The organism is Bacillales bacterium (assembly GCA_035700025.1).
Classification (GTDB): Bacteria; Bacillota; Bacilli; order Bacillales; family DASSOY01; genus DASSOY01.
On the sequence record DASSOY010000013.1, the window covers coordinates 1 to 15949 of the forward strand.

Sequence of the window (15949 nt, forward strand, 5' to 3'; positions counted from 1 at the left end):
CCTATTGCAACTTTCCCGGTTGCGGCTGACCGACGACTTGTTTTCGTTTTTCCGCTTGTTCGGCCCGCATTTGCTTCATCTTTTCGCCGAGACTCTCGCCTCCCATGAACCAAATGCATGCGAATGCAATCACCGCTGGAATCAATGACCACATGAACGTCTTCGCTATTGTTGAAGAGAGTGCTGTCGTCATTTGCTCCAATACTTGCGGCGGAATGTGTTCGCGCGCCTCCGGCGAGAGCATGACACGCGGATTTTTGAACGCTTCCGCCTGTCCCGACTGCCCGAACCCGGCGAAAATGTCTGTCAGTTTGCCGAAAAACAAGTGGCTTTGAATCGTCCCGTAAATCGTAATACCGACCGTCATGCCGAATTCGCGGACAAAAGCAATCGTCGAGTTTGCCGACCCGTACTCGCTCAATTTGAATTTGTGAATGGCCGCCATGCTTAACACGGAAAAAGAAAATCCTGTTCCGAATCCAGTGATGATCATGTAAATCGTCACCAAGTATCGCGGCGTCTCTGTCGTCAACGTACTAAGCAAGGATACACCGGCGAGTAAAAACAACACAGCCATCACCATGATGTTCCTATAGCTGATTTTGTTCGCCAAGATCCCGCCGCTCACGCTTGCAGCGACCATACCTAACATCATCGGCAATAAAAGCAGTCCGGAATTGGTCGCCGTTCCTCCGAAGACGCCTTGAATGTAGATCGGAATAAATACGGTGGCGACGATGAACGGAATCGTAAACATGAGCGCCACAAGGTTCGTGACCGCGAACAGACGGTGCTTAAACATTCGGAACGAAATGATCGGTTCAGCTGCTTTTCGTTCAATGAACAGAAAGCACGTGAACAAAATCGCGAAAGCGGCGAACAAGCCGATGATGGCCGCTGAGTCCCAAGCATACGTTTTTCCGCCGAGCTCGAGCGCGAACATGAGGCTGACAACCGCGCCGACGAGCGTCGCCGCCCCCGACCAGTCGATCTTTTGCTTCGAATGTTCGTGCGACTCGTGGTAAGAAAAATGAAGCAGCGCGAGCGCAAGCAGGCCGAGCGGCAAATTGATGTAAAAGATCCAGTGCCAGCTGATATTGTCCGTGATGTAAGCGCCGAGAAGCGGGCCGAACAAGCTCGACATGCCGAAAACGGCGCCGAAAATGCCGCTCATTTGGCCGCGTTTTTCGGCCGGATAGACGTCAAAGATGATCGCGAACGCGATCGGCATGAGTGCGCCGCCTCCGATGCCTTGAATCGCTCGGTAAATGCTGAGCTGCGTAATGCTTTCAGCCGTTCCGCTCAAGATCGAGCCGAGCAAAAAGACAGCGATGCCAAACAGGAAGAACTTTTTCCGGCCGTACATATCAGACAGTTTTCCAAAAATCGGCATGCCCGCCATCTCAGCGACTAAATACGCTGAGGTCACCCATACGAATTTATCGAGACCGCCGAGGTCGGCGACAATCGTGCCCATCGCAGTAGCCACGATCGTTTGATCCATTGCAGCAATGAAGATGCCTAGCATGAGTCCGGCCATCACTAATTTTAAATGGTTTTCTTTTTTCGTCATGATCTGTTGCTCCTTCTATCTTTTCATCGTCTGCTTCACATGCGACCGCGCATCCGCCTTCAGCCTCCCCGCGTGCTCGACCGTACCGATCTCGCACCCCGGCCCGATGCGCACCGCGTTTCCGCGAACGACCCTCGCCTTCACATACTCGACGTATACGTCGTCTCCTTCGATCGTATCGACTTCCAGCAACACCGCCCGGCTCCCGCCAAACGCCCGCGCGATCCGAATCCGTCCGCCCCCGACCTCCCTCGCTTCGCTCGGAAACTTCAGGCGGACATCCATCTCTTCGGCATTCAGCAAGCCGCCGACGGTGAATCCTCCCTTCAGCGAAAGACCTTCGGCTTCTACGTCTCCGCCTGCCCGCACATGCCCTTTCGCATCCATCTTCTCCGCCCGGCAGCTATCGGCCGCTTCCAGCGCCCCTCTAAGCTTCAAATGGCTCGCCGACAAGCTGCCGCCCATTTTCAATTCTCCATATACGCGCGCACGATCTGCCTTCACATGCGCCGCGGTCTCCACTGCCCCAGCTGCATGAAAGCTTTCCGCTTTCACGTTTCCGTCAAATGACGCATTCCCGCGCGTTTTGCAGCTCACGCAACAAAGCTCGCCGTTCACGCTCCCTTCGCCGATGATTCTCACCTTGTCGAAATTTCCGCCGCCCGAACGGCCGGATCCGATCATTCGCAAATGCTGAACCGCTTCGTGTGCCACTTCGCAACCTCCTTAAGTTTCCTAACCCAACCGATGCCCGGCAGAATTCATCTATGATTTCCGGTCGTTCTTCACATTCGCACCTTCATCTACATCCAACGTCTCACCGTATTCGACGAGATCAATCGCGCAGCCTTTCCCAATTCGCACGCGCTGACCCCGCACAACTTTCGCGCTAGTGTACTCAAGCGAGACGTCGTCTCCTTCAATCGTTTCCACGGTCAACTTGACCGGAAACAACGTCTTCATCATTTTCATCCATCCGTGTTTTTCGTGGCGAATCACGATCCGCTTGCCGCCGATTTCTCCTGCCTGCGACTTGCCGTGAACGTCCAGGTCGATCGTTTCAGCGTTCAACAGCCCTCCGATCCTGAACTGCCCTCCGCCTTGCACCGACTCCGCTTCACAATCACCGCCGATCGTTACTCGTCCGCGTATCCTCACTTCTTCACCCGTTACCGTTCCGCCAATCTTTCCGTCCCCGGAAATTTCTACGTCCCGCGCGGTCAAATTTTCGCCGATTCTCGCTTTCCCGTTTACGGTCACTTTCCCGGCTTCCACCCGGTCGTTCAACTCCGCATATCCGTTTACGATGAGCGTCTCCGTCTTCACTTTTCCGCGAAAGACGCCCCATCCGTTGCAATCGAACGTATCGCATTCCACATCGCCTTCTACGACGCCGCGACCGTTCACGCTGACTTTCTTGAAACGGCCGCCTGCCGCAGACGCATGGCCGTTGATCACTAAATCTCGTTCCACCGCTTTCCCCTCCGTTACAACCATTTCATTTTTAACGCTTGTATCTTCTCCGCCAGATCGATCTGTTCAACAACCTTTGTTTCCTCGTCAAACCGCGCCAAAGCTAAGTTGGAACAGAGCAAACATGCGGAAACCCCCAGTTTGCGAATGATAAGCAACGTGCAGCTTTCGTTTTCAAACTCGGAAGAATGATCCTTCATCACTTGCAAGACCATTTTTCCTTCGTCGCGATTAATGTTCCCTCCAGTAAGCAACCCATGAAGCACGTACAATTGCAAAACCTCTCCGAACGTAAACGACTCCTTTTCGCCGTACCGCTCCATATAAAAATCGAGCACCGCTTGTGAACAAATGCCGCGCGGCGACAACTCGTTTGAAGGCAGCTTAGTGTCCGCCAAATCCGGAGACAACATGCCTGCCAACTCGTCGAGCGACAAGTCGCCTTTCAGTTGCTGAATTTTTTCGATACGGTCAAGAATTCGCTCCCTAGGAAAAAACGTTTCCTGACCTGTGTACGTCGATTTGCGAATGAACCATTCCTCCGGAATCAAATGCTTGCGCTTCCAGCGATACAGCTGCCCATAAGAAATGCCCGTCGCGTCGAGCAATTCTTTTTTCGAAATGAACGCCTCTTCCATGGCGGTTCCCTCCTCGTGTGCTGATAGTGTAACATAACACTGTTACGTATGTACAGAAAAATTTCAGCGGCTCCCACGGAAGCCGCCAAATGCCGGTATTACTTGTAAGGAATCGGTTTCCGCCGTTTCGATCGAAACGCTTGGAATGAGACTTTCATCGAAGAATACGTCCCGACGGCAGCTGAGCCGTAAAAGCCGCCCATGAACAAAGCGGCCATGAGATCATGTTTATGGCTGTACAAAATCGATAAAGCCATCCCCGCTCCCCATGCAATCGTCGGATATGCTTGGCGCGGGAGGCGCAGAAGCTTGAAACATTGGGTTACGACGATGACGAGCGGGACGGCCACGATGCCGTCCCAAAAGCTCGTATGAATCACCGGAAAATCCGTCATTGCTTCCACCTGCCCGTAACGTTGTTGGTTATAGACTCTCCGGCAATGATCTGGATCATTCGGCGGAAAACGTTTCGTCCAGCAACGCTTTTACTTTCCGATCGGTTACATCTTGCGGCGGCCGGTCGGCTTGGTGCGAGCCGACGTATGCAAAAACGATCTTTTGATCGGCCGAAATGAGAAACACGCTTGGATGGGCAATTTTAAATGCATCAATACCGATGGGATGATACACATCGAAAGCTTTAATCACCTCTCGGTTCTCGTCAATTAAGAACGGAAAAGGCTTTGGATGTTCGTGCAGCCATTTTCGTACGGCTTCACGTTTTTGTCCAACGATCACGACGATCGGAACATTCAGGGCAGCGTAACGATCAGCATTTTTCTCCAACTCCACGAGTTGTTTGCGGCAATTCGGTCACCACGTGCCGCGCAAAAAATAAAGCAAAAACGGACGGCCGCGAAATTGCCCGGACGTATACGTCTTGCCTTCAGGATCTTGCAGCGAAAAGCCCGGAAGAAGCGAACCGGGTTTCAAACCTTTATTCTTTTTCGGCATCGTTCCATCTCCTTTCCGCCAATGCGTACTTCCAGTTTACCAGATTCAAGCCGCTGGGAATGAGATTCGCTCCATCGGTGAATGATGAAAAAGGATGTAGGAGGATTCCGATGACCAAGCGCCCGGTTACGATCAATTACTTTGAGTGAGGTTTGTTCGTTATGGCCGCTTTCGTATATGTAGGGTTATTGACTTGATGGTATTCGATGCTGCAGTATACGGAACGGCGCTTTGATTTGTCATGTTTTTTCGGTGTGAACAAGTGGCCTTTAGGATAGAACCCGTGGAAAAACGACGGATTGCCTATATCTTTTGAAGACTTGTTTGTCGGCTATTGGATCCGTTTTGCATACCACGAATGGAACTTGCCTGGGGAAGAAATACTTCGACTGAACGACTGTCAACTCTCATGACGCGGTTTCGAAGGTTATAATTGTAAATGATGAATATTCCTTGTTTTCTTACCGGAATAGGAGGGATTTTTGTAAAAATGGTCAATTGCGTGGGATCAGGCTTTTTTTAATTCTTCACTTTCTCGCAAACGTCCTTCTCCAGTTTGCGTGACTTCAATTCGAGCTCAATCAACCGTAAAAACGTTTTGTCCAAACGAAGATCCTTTGCTGCGTGAAAAGCCTCAAGAAGCAATTCATCCGAAAGTTGACGCATCCGCCATTCCTCCTAACCCCTGCCCGTAACGGATCACTCATTCGCGATCCATGCGTCTTTCTATATACAAGGTTCCGTTACTCTGCAGTTCCGCAAAGAAAACCTCTGCGATTTCTTGAATTCCGTCGGCTCGCAACTGCTCTTTCAACCACTCTTCCGTCTTTCCGACTTCCTGCAAATTTCGTTTCACGACACTTCCATCGGTGATCAGTTCCGTCGGCAACGCACGGTTTGACGGAACGGGTATCTGCATATCCGCTTTCGTCACCATAGTCCGAGACGGTTTTTTTAACACGCTGAATTTACCGTTCGGCTCGAAAATTGCATAATCGACGTCTTGCACCGAAAAAATGTTTTTGTTGCGAAGCATCATCGTCAAATCGTCGACGTTTAAACGGAGCGTTTTCAACGTCTTTTGTTGGATGCTTCCGTTTTTGATCACAATCGACGGTTCTCCATCAAGGATCAGACGCGCCTTTCCCGACTTCATGCTGAACAATTCCAGCAACCAGGTGAACACCGTCCATGCGACGAGCCCGGTCAAGCCGGTGACGATGGAAACTTGCTTCTCTACCGCCACATCCGCGGCGATGTTTCCCATCGCAATTCCCGTAATGTACGTGAAATACGTCATCTGTCCGATTTGTTTCTTCCCGAGAAAACGCGTCAATCCTAACAAAAACAAAAATGCGAGAAATGTTCTCAGCGAGATGAACGCGACCGTTTCCATTGCCGCTCCTCCCTTGCAGCCTTGTTGCCTCCAGTGTGGCCAAGGTTCCGGGAAAATAGACGACTCTGCATACGGCGGATTGAAAGAACGATTGCAGTGCAGGCTGTCATGCTGTATGATAGGTTAATGTTATGATATTCGTTCCGATATTTCAAGGGTATACGGAGAAAACCGATGATCAAACGCATGAAATTGTCCGCCATAGTGGCCGAGGAAATTAAACAATACATTAAGAAAAACCGTTTGTCCGAAGGCGACCGGCTTCCTTCCATCGAAACGATGATGAAGAATTTTGGCACGGGCCGTTCCACGCTGCGAGAATCGCTCCAGATTCTCGAGACGAGCGGGATTGTGCAAGTCGTCAACGGGAAAGGCACCTTCGTGAAAAATGTTCAATCGTACCGTGTACAGACGTCTTTCGAAGCCGAGAACAAGAAAAAATTTTTGCTCGAATTGCTTGACGTGCGCATGGCCTTGGAGGGCAAAGCGGTTGATCTTGTCGTGCAACATGCTGCTCAGGATGAAATCGAAACAATGGAAGCGTACATGCGCCAATATAAAATTCATTTGGAAGCAGGCGACAGAAAGGCCGCAAACGAATGCGATTTCCGCTTCCATCAAGTGATTTACGAATCTTGCAACAACGAATTACTCAACGGCATGATTCGCTCGCTTCAAGAACAGTTCATGGCGTTTTGGGAAGCGCCTTTCGGCATCGAAAACATATTCGACCACACGTTCGAGTTTCATTTGGAATTGCTCGACGGTCTGAAGCGGAAAGACCCGGCAGCGGCACGAACCGCCTTTGAAAAAATCATCGAAGCCGACAAACGAGCGATCCTCGCCGTCGAACTCCGCGACGAATCCTAAAGCCCTCGGAAACGAATTTTCCTGAGGGCTTTTGTTTTATGGTGTCACCGCCATCGACTCCAACACGTCCGAAACACTGAATTCCGCGCAAGCAATCCTTTCATCAGCTGCACCATAATACATTTTCACTTTTCGGTCTTCGACAATCGTTCCACATGAAAAGACTACGTTTCCAAAGAAACCTTTCACCTCATAAGATTCTACTGGCTCAAGAATCGGCCGTGACGATCTTGCGATTACCCTTGACGGGTTGTTTAAATCCAAAAGGGCAGCTCCCATGCAGTAACGCTCGTTCTCGTCAACACCGTGATAAAATGTTAGCCATCCCTCCGGTGTTTTAATCGGTACGCTCCCAGCTCCAATTTTTTGACTATCAAAACTTCCTTCCCTGCACTCCATCAAGATGCAATGATCTCCCCAGCGAATAAGGTCTTGGGAAGTAGCCGTCCAGATTTCCTTCGTGCCAATACAACCAGGCACCGGACGATGCATCATGAAGTAATTACCGTTTATTTTTTCCGGAAAAATAACAACATCTTTGTTTTCCGGAGCCAAAATAATTCCTTTTCGTGTGTAGAAACGAAAATTCTCGGTCGCTAATAATCCAACTCCCACACCCTTTGAACTTACGGCACTATAAGTAATGTAATAGGTGTCTTCGATTTGTGTGATCCGACAATCTTCGATACCCCAAGATTCCATTTTCGTCTCCGGGAAAACGGTTGGTTTCTCCTCAACCTGGAAATGAATACCATCCGAGCTTTTTGCCAGCCTCAAGTGGGAAATTGAAGTTAAATATACCGTCTGTCCTTTGTATTTGATTACGCGCGGATCGGAAAAATCGTATCCGGGAAGATCTTTTCTCACTTTCTTAATCACCAATTTAAGATGACTTCCTTCTTCATCCATTAACGGTACTTTGACGTACTCGGCATCGTCTTGTTTCGGCATTTCTGCAACCCGGATGAGCATTACTGTTTGTCCGTTAAACTTCGTCACGCCAGCATTAAAAGCTCCAATTACAATAAAATCCTCACGCGTTGGCTTAACATCTTCGACTTTGATCAATGGATTTTCATGATATCTAAATACATTCATCTGTTTCTCTCCCATTTTTCTGTTTATCCGTTGCACAGAGCGACTCCCAATTTTGAATCCGCCATTCCGTAATATAAATAATACGTCTCATTAAAATAAACGAGACCTTCTACAAAAACGACGTTATCGACTTGACCATAACTTTCGTCTTGCGTATTCGGTACGAAAAATGGTGATTTAGTTCTTTTCAAAACACGATTTGGTTCATGCCGATCAATCAGCACCTGCCCAACTGAATAGCGAAGTTTTCCGAAAGCTGGATCTCCTTTTTCTGTTACTTTCCTCGCAGCATTATAGAGCAATATGATACCTTCATTACTTAATATCGGTGCAGGTCCTGGCTCGATCAATGCCGAATCGAATTTATTCGGGTCTTTCGATACTTTCATAAACGGTTCCGTTTCAGGTATCCAGTGTAGTCCGTTGGTGGAAAAAGCAAGATATATATCGGTATCTCCGAAGTACATCACATACTTACCGTCAATCTTTTCGGGGACAATTGCCCCAGATTTTGACCAACCTTCATCATTTACACCCTTCCATTCAGGGAAAAGCAACCCGTGTTTTTTCCAATGAATCAAATCTTTCGAAGTTGCAAGAGCAAGTCTTGCATTTTTTCCATCAAATGCGCTATAAGTCATATAAAACGTTTGACCAAGTCGAACAACTCGAGGATCCTCTACGCCTCCAGGTACTTCATATTCTTCAGTCACGTCAATAACAGGCCGCGGCTCACGATGAAAGTGAATGCCATCATCACTAACGGCCAAACCAATTCTTGACGTTCCATTCCATTCTCCCTCTCCGGTAAAATCTTCAGCACGATAAAACAAATATACACGATTATCATGAACAATTGCTGTAGGGTTAAAAACGTCTTTTGCTTCCCAAGAGTCGCCTTGTGGACTTAATATTGGATTCTTAGGGTATTTCTTGAATGGCCCCAATGGGAATGTATTATCTTTTTTCATGTAAGAAAACCCCTCCGAGCTTTATTTAATGGCAAAATCCATGCCTTCTTTGAAGTTTTTACTAAAGAGAATGAATAAAATCAATATCGGCAACGTCAACAGAACGGACCCCGCATACATGGGGCCAGGGTAAGCTCCATACGGACCAAACATTTGTGCAAGCAATACGTTTAACGTTAACATTTTCGGGTCATTGACAACGATCATGTCCCATAACAACTCCACCCACCGAACCATGAAGAGGAAAAGGAAAATAATTGTCGTTATCGATTTCGACATCGGAAGGACGATCTTCCAGATCGTTTTCACCGATCCAGCACCGTCCATTTTTGCTGATTCAATAACTTCGTTTGGGATCGATTTAAAGAAATTGATGTACATAAAGATCGCCCACAGATCTACCGCTTTTGGGATAATCATACCTAAATAAGTATTGTACATCCCGACATTTTTGACGAGCAGAAACAACGGAATGAGCAAAATCACCGCTGGATAGAACATTTGAAACAATATTACATTGTGCACAAACCGACTTCCTTTGAATTTTAATTTTGTGATGGCGTAACCCGTCAATACTGCTACAATCATCATCAGGAAAGTCGAACTTGCAGTTACGATCATGCTATTCAGAAAAGCTCGCAACCATGGTCGCGGTACCACACCTTCTCCTCCAAAAAAAAGCCACCGATAAGATCGCAAGGTAAGGTCTGTAGGTATGAACTTGCGATCTACTTGTTCCCATGGTGCCAATGACTGAAGTACCATATACACATAAGGGAATATCATAACGAGAAAAACTGCGATCGCAAGTAAATAAAGTAATGACAGCTTCCATTGTTTACTCCCAGCCATGTTTCTCCCCCCATTTTTCCAAGCCCCAGCGGAACACAAGAATAGTGGCAAACGTCACAATCGAATCGATGATAGCTATAGATGTGCCAAACCCTGCATTTAATCGTTCAAATGCTTGCTTGAAAATTTCCAGTTGCCACGTATTTGTCGCTAGTGAGGGACCACCGCTAGTCAAAACATATGGCTCAGTAAAAATCCCGAAAACGAGCCCGACAGCTAGGATGACAACGGTATAAAACGCAGGGTAAAGCATTGGCAACGTCACGTGCCAAAGACGTTTGAATCCTACAGCTCCGTCGATCTTAGCAGCTTCAAATACTTCTTTCGGTATACTTTCAAGTCCCGCCAAAAATAACAGCGCATAATAACCAACCATCTTCCAGGCGATCATTAGGGAAATGATCAACGGTGCCAAAAACGGTGACCCTAGCCAGTTGATATTCAAGCCGAAAGTCTCCCGTAGCCAAATATTAAAAGCACTGTTATATGATAGAATGCCGTTTACAATAATCGCCGTTGCGACACCGGAAGCCAGATAAGGCATGAAATAACCGACTGAAAATACAGCTTTAAACTTTGGCAATGAATAAAGAATCACTGCCAAACATAATGACCCGACAACAACGATTGGTACGAATAATATCATAAATTTATACGTGACCAAAAAAGCCGCTTGAACGCCAGGATTGAATACGGCGTTGATAAAGTTATCAAACCCTATGAAATTATAGGTTGGAGCTATTAAGTTCCAATTTGTGAATGAAAGATAAAGAGCCCATAATAATGGAAATAGGAAGAATACAATTGTAAAGATAAGATACGGACTGGCGAATAACCAGCCCGTTCTCGATTGTCGTTCTTTCATTCGGCGAGCACTCCAGTGATTTTTTGTTTCATGTCTTGCCAAGCCTCTTTCGGATCTTTCTTCTGTTTAACAACTGGATTTACAGCTTCTGTACTCAAAATTGTCTGTAATTTCACTGTTTTAGGATTGTCAATCGGTGGCACTGCATTCGGTATGTTTTCAGCATATTTTTGTAATGCAGGGTGTTTGGAAAAGAATTCCTTGAACGTCTCGTTCGTACCTAAGTCGTCTCTGGCTGGAGGTAAGTTCGTTTGCTTCAACCATTGCAAGTCGTGCTCTTGATTAGAGAGTACCCATTTGGCAAAATCCATGGCTGCTTTCTGCTGTTCTTTTGATGATTGCGCATATACAACGAGTCCTTTAGTGTCAGCATATGTTTTTGGTTGCGAAGGCTCAACCCCATCCGGAACGGGAGGCATGGTAAGTACGTAGTTCTCTTTATATTTAAAATCAGGGAACTTTTTATCCCAGTTCGGAAATGTCCACGGACCGATTGTCGCCCAAACACTCAATCCCGTGACGAATGGATTTTTTGCCTTTTGGGTTAACAGCAAATCGTTTTCTTCCAATTGATCCAAAAACGATAACGTTTCAATTCCTGCTTGATCGTCTGCTACAAATTTTTCGCCTTTAATAAAGGCATTTCCACCTGAAGCAGCATCATATAACATGAAGAAATCAAACCAACGTGCCCACCACGTCGATTTTACAAGATCTGGGTTCGCCCACAAAAATTTCTTTGGATACTTTTCTTTCAATTTTTTGCCGAACTCGATTATTTCACTATAAGTTTTCGGAGGTTCACTGTATCCGAGATCCTTTAAAATATCAATCCTCCACCCGAACAACATCGCATTTGAGTATAGAGGGATGACATACTGGTGCCCATCGGAGAACTCCCATGGTTCAATTGTTTTTTTCATATGCCTCTTCTTAACGATTTCAGAAAACTGACTGTATTCGTCCATCGGAACAATTGCTCCGTCTTTTGCTAATTGTGCACCAAATCCGCGAGATATATTTTCCGACATGACTGGTGCGGTTCCCGAGGCTAACGCAGTTTGAATTCCTGCCTCCGACGAAGGACTTTCTGGCATTTGGTTGACCTTTATCGAGACGTTTTCATGTGTTTCCATATACGAATTAGCCATCTTTTTCCAAAATGCAGTTTGAGTCGGATTTGGTGCTGCCCAAAATTCAAACGATATTTTTGCAGTTTCAGAAGAATTTTGTGATTGGCTTCCAACTTCCGTTGCGTTTCCTCCAGGTTTTTGACATCCTGCTACAATGCCGACAATAAGCAATCCTACTACCAATAATGACAGCGCTTTCTTTTTGATCATAAAATAACCTCCTCATTAGTTGTCATTGGCACATATCAACAGACGAAAGAATATGAATCCAATAATTTTGCTAGATATTCGCGAGCAGCAGAATCGTAACTTCAATACAGGGTTCAACCAAATTTGTCCTTATCAGTAAAATAGTTGTGTATGATCGTAAATGCGTTGTAAAACAAGTGTTGCTGCGCCGATACTGACTGCATCAAAACCGAAACTAGTCACGGAAATTTCCCGATTATCGCTGCCAAGCATTTGTTTCACTTCATTTTCAACAAGAGTTGAGAAATACGCGTCTTCATACAAGAGGGTTCTCCCACCCAAAATCACTGCCTCAATGTCTATGGCTTGAACAACATTAATAATCGCTGTTGCAACGTAACGAGCAGCTTTCGCAATAACCGAATAATCCGGTTCATACTTCGCCTTCGCGCGCTGCAAAATTTCCAAAAAAGCTTCATCTGGTTTTCTTTCCCTAAGCCCCTTAATTTTTTGTTCGATTTTGTAAAGGGAGGCGTATGTATCCACACATCCGTTTTTACCGCAGAAGCATTTCTCCCCTTCCAAATTGACGACCATATGACTGATTTCTCCTGCCATGTTTCGTGTGCCCCGCCAAATTGATCCATCAAGAACAATCCCTGATCCAATCCCAACGTCATGCAATACGAATAACGTACTCTTGATTCGCTTTCCGCGCCCGAACCAATTTTCAGCAAGTGCTGCAGCATCAGCGTCATTCGCCAACCAAGTATTGACACCGATCTTAGATTCTAACGTCTCTACAATAGGTGCACCCAGCCAATTGGCTAATACATCTTCTGGAGAAAACAAAGTACCGCTGTCTGGATCCAAAGGACCAGGAGAGGCAATCCCAATCCCAAGCAAGCGCTTTTTTGGAATGCCGCAATTTTTAATAAATTCTTTTAGATGATTGGCCAATTCTTCCGGACCCTCAATATCGGTAATGGGATGATCTTCGGCTAACCTTACTTGGGCCAGTAAATCCGCATAGATGATTCTCACCGATTCTCTTCCTAAATCAACTCCGATAACGCCTGCGCCTTCTGGATCGATCTTAACGAGAGAAGGAGGTCTTCCTCCACTGGAATCTCCGATTCCGACGGACTGCAGCCAGCCTCTTTCAAGTAGATCGTCGACGATTCTTGAAACTGTCGGTAATGCTAAATCTAATTTTCGGGCGAGTTCTGCGCGCGAAATGATTTCGCTTTCATAAATGGCGTTAAAGATTTTCCGTTCATTGATTTTTTTCAGCAATCCGGATCGGCTGTTCATCGATTTGCCTCCGCGTGTCTATTTAACTTACTTACTAACTATTACTAAGTATAAAAATAATGAATAATATTGTCAACAACTTTTAGAAAATTAATAAAAACCGCTCTTAAAAGAGCGGTTTTCCATCAATGGTCCAAATACCGCCCGTGATCAGGGACGGCCAACGTTTCAAATTCATTGGCGAGCTTTCTTAATCCTTGGGCCAACGCGGTACCGCTCATTGGCGGACCATGCCCGGTGACCGCTGTCTCCGGCTGCAGCTGCTGCAATTTCTTCACCGAATCCCAGGCCGCCTGCCAGTTTGTCGTTAAATAGCGCGGCGGACCGTTAATCTCGGCTTGCTGCGTGAACACTTTGTACAACGAATCTTGCCTGACGGTAACGAAAGCATCTCCCGCAATCAGCGTGTGATCATCTTTCCTGAACAACGATACGTGACCCGGCGAGTGTCCCGGTGTATGAATCCAACGCCAATTCGGCGCTTCCGGAACTGTTCCGTCCTCAGGCAAATGGGAAATGTGATGGCCTAAGTCGACCGGAGCAGTCGGAAACATCGGCGACATTTTCGCAACCATCCCGCCTTCCACCGAAGCATCGGGTTGCGGATAAGCCGTTCTTCCCGTCAAATACGGCATTTCCAGTTTATGTGCATATACGGGAACATCCCAGTGTTTCACCAATTCGACGACTGTGCCAACGTGATCGAAATGGCCGTGTGTAAGGATGATCGCCCGGGGTCGCGCATGTTCGCCAAAGCGCTCTTCTGCTTCCCGCACGATGTCTTTCTCGTTTCCAGGCATGCCGGTATCGATCATAATCCATTCATTTCGCGGCGGATCGCCGATGAAACAAAGATTGACGATCTGGTCAGTATAACAATAAACGTCGGTCAACACTTCCGTACCGGCCCCGCTCGCTACCGATGTCACCGGCAAGAATGTGTTTTCCAACGGATTGTCCATTCGTTCGACCATAGCCCCATCTCCTTTTTAGTTACATTTTCCCGAAACAGCCAAACTGTTATGCTGGTAGAAGTTGTCATTGTTTCGGTTTCCCGTATTCTACGGCGAACACATACTCCTGATCAGTAAGGAAATGCTATATAGCGAACAATTGAAAAGGAGGTTATCCTATGGGCATACTCTCGGGAAATCAACAAGATGAACCGATGCACTACGGAGAAGTATTTGCGGTATGGAGTTCGCTTGCCGCGGCTCAAAGTCAACAGACCGCTTGCGAAGTTTACTACAACCACGCGGGTGACGACGACTTGAAACAGTTTATTTCGGACATGGTACAGGATGTCGTAAAGCCAAGCATTAAAGAGACGGAACAACTGCTGAAGGTAAACGAAGTCACGTTGCCGCCGGCCCCGCCGGAACGCGCGGACGCTTCCCGGCAAGAGATTCCGCAGGGTGCGAGAATTCTCGACCCGGAAATCTCGGCGGCACTGGCAAAAGATATTACCACCGGTCTCGTGGCCGACAGCCAAATCATCGGACAGGCCACAAGGGAAGACATCGCCGCACTGTTTGCCCGCTTTCACATGGAAAAAGTGCAAATGGGACAACGGCTGCTCCGCATCAACAAAGAAAAAGGCTGGCTCCTTACTCCACCGCTGCATGTGGAAAAAGTCAAGCAATAGTGGGACAAGAAGATCTCTTCGGCCTCCGGACCGAGAGATCTTCTTTAACGACGGGACACCAAAAAGTCGATGATCGTCCCCGCAATCTCCGTATTTTGCACCTTCTCCTCTTCCGCAACCGAAAACCGGCGCGCCTCTTTATTTAACCGTTCGCGAACAGTGGATATCGTGTAATGTTCCGGCTCCGCGCCTTGTTCGATTCGCTCCCAAGAGACCGGTGCTGACACGGCCGCGTGCGGTACCGCCCGCGCGCTGTAAGGAACGACCATTGACCTTCCTTTCCACAGTTGCAAGTAATCGAAGTAAACTTTGTTTCTGCGCTTGCTCTTGTTTCGTTCGATCGTGAAGAGTCCCGGTATTTTTTCAACGACGTAACGAGCAACAAATGCTTGAATCGGCCGTGCTTGTTCAAACAAGTAGACGGGATTGAGCGGTACGCCAACGTGCAAACCCGTTTTACCTGAAAATTTGACGGTGCTGATGAGGCCGAGGCCGTCGAGCACTTTCTTTAAATGCTGTGCACACTCCAAAACTGCCGAAAACGGCAACTGATTCGCCCTGTCGAGGTCGAAAAACAACAACGTCGGAAAACCCGTTCGCGAAATCGTATCGAACGGCACGTGAAATTCAACCGCACCGTAGTTCAACGCCCAATGCAGCGTGGCGGTATCGTTTAATACCATTCTCATTTTTCCTTTGTACCGCTTCCGGCACACGTACGACGGTGCGCTTGCGGGCAACGTCCTTTTTTCAATTCGCTTGCCGTCCACACCGTGCGGATACAGCCAGATCATCAACAATCGATCTTTCGTATCGGCGAGGAACAGCGGCGCGGCCGCCGTCAAATAGCTTGCGTATGCGGCCTTCGTTATCTGTGCGTCTATCCAGTACATTTGATCTGGATGATCGACTTCCATTTACCGCCACCTCCTGCCGATATTTTCTTTCTGTTTGATACAAACTATGTGCGGCAGCAAG

General features: G+C 47.3%; 18 protein-coding genes and 1 pseudogene. 2 read left to right on the forward strand and 17 right to left on the reverse strand.

The features are described 5' to 3' along the window. Nucleotide 1: 1 nt before the first annotated feature. The 9 genes and pseudogenes from VFK44_02835 to VFK44_02875 all read right to left on the reverse strand — a co-directional run bounded on the left by VFK44_02835 (nucleotide 2) and on the right by VFK44_02875 (nucleotide 6034). The gene (locus VFK44_02835) at nucleotides 2-1573 is read right to left on the reverse strand and encodes an MDR family MFS transporter (GenBank protein ID HET7627302.1); all 1572 of its coding nucleotides are present in this window, start codon (nucleotides 1571-1573) and stop codon (nucleotides 2-4) included. A 15-nt stretch (nucleotides 1574-1588) separates the two neighbouring features. Beyond that, nucleotides 1589-2287, reverse strand: a complete 699-nt coding sequence (locus VFK44_02840; protein HET7627303.1) for a hypothetical protein — start codon at nucleotides 2285-2287, stop codon at nucleotides 1589-1591. A gap of 51 nt (nucleotides 2288-2338) precedes the next feature. Further along, nucleotides 2339-3046 (reverse strand): polymer-forming cytoskeletal protein, encoded by a 708-nt coding sequence (locus tag VFK44_02845; protein ID HET7627304.1) that lies wholly within the window; start codon nucleotides 3044-3046, stop codon nucleotides 2339-2341. 14 nt (nucleotides 3047-3060) lie between these two features. Beyond that, nucleotides 3061-3684: a YhbD family protein gene (locus VFK44_02850; protein ID HET7627305.1), complete on the reverse strand. Its 624-nt coding sequence runs from the start codon at nucleotides 3682-3684 to the stop codon at nucleotides 3061-3063. Between the two features lie 98 nt (nucleotides 3685-3782). Continuing rightward, nucleotides 3783-4079, reverse strand: coding sequence for a hypothetical protein (locus tag VFK44_02855; protein HET7627306.1), 297 nt, complete (start codon nucleotides 4077-4079; stop codon nucleotides 3783-3785). Nucleotides 4080-4134: 55 nt separating this feature from the next. Further along, nucleotides 4135-4485, reverse strand: a pseudogene (locus tag VFK44_02860) (redoxin domain-containing protein). A gap of 12 nt (nucleotides 4486-4497) precedes the next feature. After that, on the reverse strand, nucleotides 4498-4638 hold the full coding sequence (locus tag VFK44_02865) for a hypothetical protein (protein ID HET7627307.1): 141 nt from the start codon (nucleotides 4636-4638) through the stop codon (nucleotides 4498-4500). Between the two features lie 519 nt (nucleotides 4639-5157). Then, the gene (sda, locus tag VFK44_02870; protein ID HET7627308.1) at nucleotides 5158-5304 is read right to left on the reverse strand and encodes a sporulation histidine kinase inhibitor Sda; all 147 of its coding nucleotides are present in this window, start codon (nucleotides 5302-5304) and stop codon (nucleotides 5158-5160) included. 37 nt (nucleotides 5305-5341) lie between these two features. Next, nucleotides 5342-6034 (reverse strand): DUF421 domain-containing protein, encoded by a 693-nt coding sequence (locus VFK44_02875; protein HET7627309.1) that lies wholly within the window; start codon nucleotides 6032-6034, stop codon nucleotides 5342-5344. 174 nt (nucleotides 6035-6208) lie between these two features. Between VFK44_02875 and VFK44_02880 the strand changes: the two genes are divergently transcribed. Further along, on the forward strand, nucleotides 6209-6904 hold the full coding sequence (locus VFK44_02880) for a FadR/GntR family transcriptional regulator (protein HET7627310.1): 696 nt from the start codon (nucleotides 6209-6211) through the stop codon (nucleotides 6902-6904). A 36-nt stretch (nucleotides 6905-6940) separates the two neighbouring features. Here VFK44_02880 and VFK44_02885 read toward each other — a convergent pair whose 3' ends face one another. From VFK44_02885 to VFK44_02915, 7 genes are all read right to left on the reverse strand, one after another. Next, on the reverse strand, nucleotides 6941-8002 hold the full coding sequence (locus VFK44_02885; protein HET7627311.1) for a glycoside hydrolase family 130 protein: 1062 nt from the start codon (nucleotides 8000-8002) through the stop codon (nucleotides 6941-6943). 23 nt (nucleotides 8003-8025) lie between these two features. Next, nucleotides 8026-8973: a glycoside hydrolase family 130 protein gene (locus VFK44_02890; GenBank protein HET7627312.1), complete on the reverse strand. Its 948-nt coding sequence runs from the start codon at nucleotides 8971-8973 to the stop codon at nucleotides 8026-8028. 21 nt (nucleotides 8974-8994) lie between these two features. Next, nucleotides 8995-9825, reverse strand: a complete 831-nt coding sequence (locus VFK44_02895) for a carbohydrate ABC transporter permease (GenBank protein HET7627313.1) — start codon at nucleotides 9823-9825, stop codon at nucleotides 8995-8997. After that, on the reverse strand, nucleotides 9812-10690 hold the full coding sequence (locus tag VFK44_02900; protein ID HET7627314.1) for a sugar ABC transporter permease: 879 nt from the start codon (nucleotides 10688-10690) through the stop codon (nucleotides 9812-9814). The genes VFK44_02895 and VFK44_02900 overlap by 14 nt, the downstream gene beginning before the upstream one ends. After that, nucleotides 10687-12030 (reverse strand): extracellular solute-binding protein, encoded by a 1344-nt coding sequence (locus VFK44_02905; GenBank protein HET7627315.1) that lies wholly within the window; start codon nucleotides 12028-12030, stop codon nucleotides 10687-10689. The genes VFK44_02900 and VFK44_02905 overlap by 4 nt, the downstream gene beginning before the upstream one ends. 135 nt (nucleotides 12031-12165) lie before the next feature. Further along, entirely contained in the window at nucleotides 12166-13326 is a 1161-nt protein-coding gene (locus tag VFK44_02910) for an ROK family transcriptional regulator (GenBank protein ID HET7627316.1), read from the reverse strand. A gap of 125 nt (nucleotides 13327-13451) precedes the next feature. Then, nucleotides 13452-14300 carry an MBL fold metallo-hydrolase gene (locus tag VFK44_02915; GenBank protein ID HET7627317.1) on the reverse strand — a complete coding sequence of 283 codons (849 nt, stop codon included), beginning with the start codon at nucleotides 14298-14300 and terminating at the stop codon, nucleotides 13452-13454. Nucleotides 14301-14458: 158 nt separating this feature from the next. On the opposite strand from VFK44_02915, the gene VFK44_02920 reads away from it, so the two are divergent. Further along, on the forward strand, nucleotides 14459-14971 hold the full coding sequence (locus tag VFK44_02920; protein HET7627318.1) for a DUF3231 family protein: 513 nt from the start codon (nucleotides 14459-14461) through the stop codon (nucleotides 14969-14971). 44 nt (nucleotides 14972-15015) lie between these two features. On the opposite strand, the gene VFK44_02925 is transcribed toward VFK44_02920, so the two are convergent. Continuing rightward, nucleotides 15016-15888: a DNA polymerase domain-containing protein gene (locus VFK44_02925; GenBank protein ID HET7627319.1), complete on the reverse strand. Its 873-nt coding sequence runs from the start codon at nucleotides 15886-15888 to the stop codon at nucleotides 15016-15018. Nucleotides 15889-15949 lie beyond the last annotated feature (61 nt).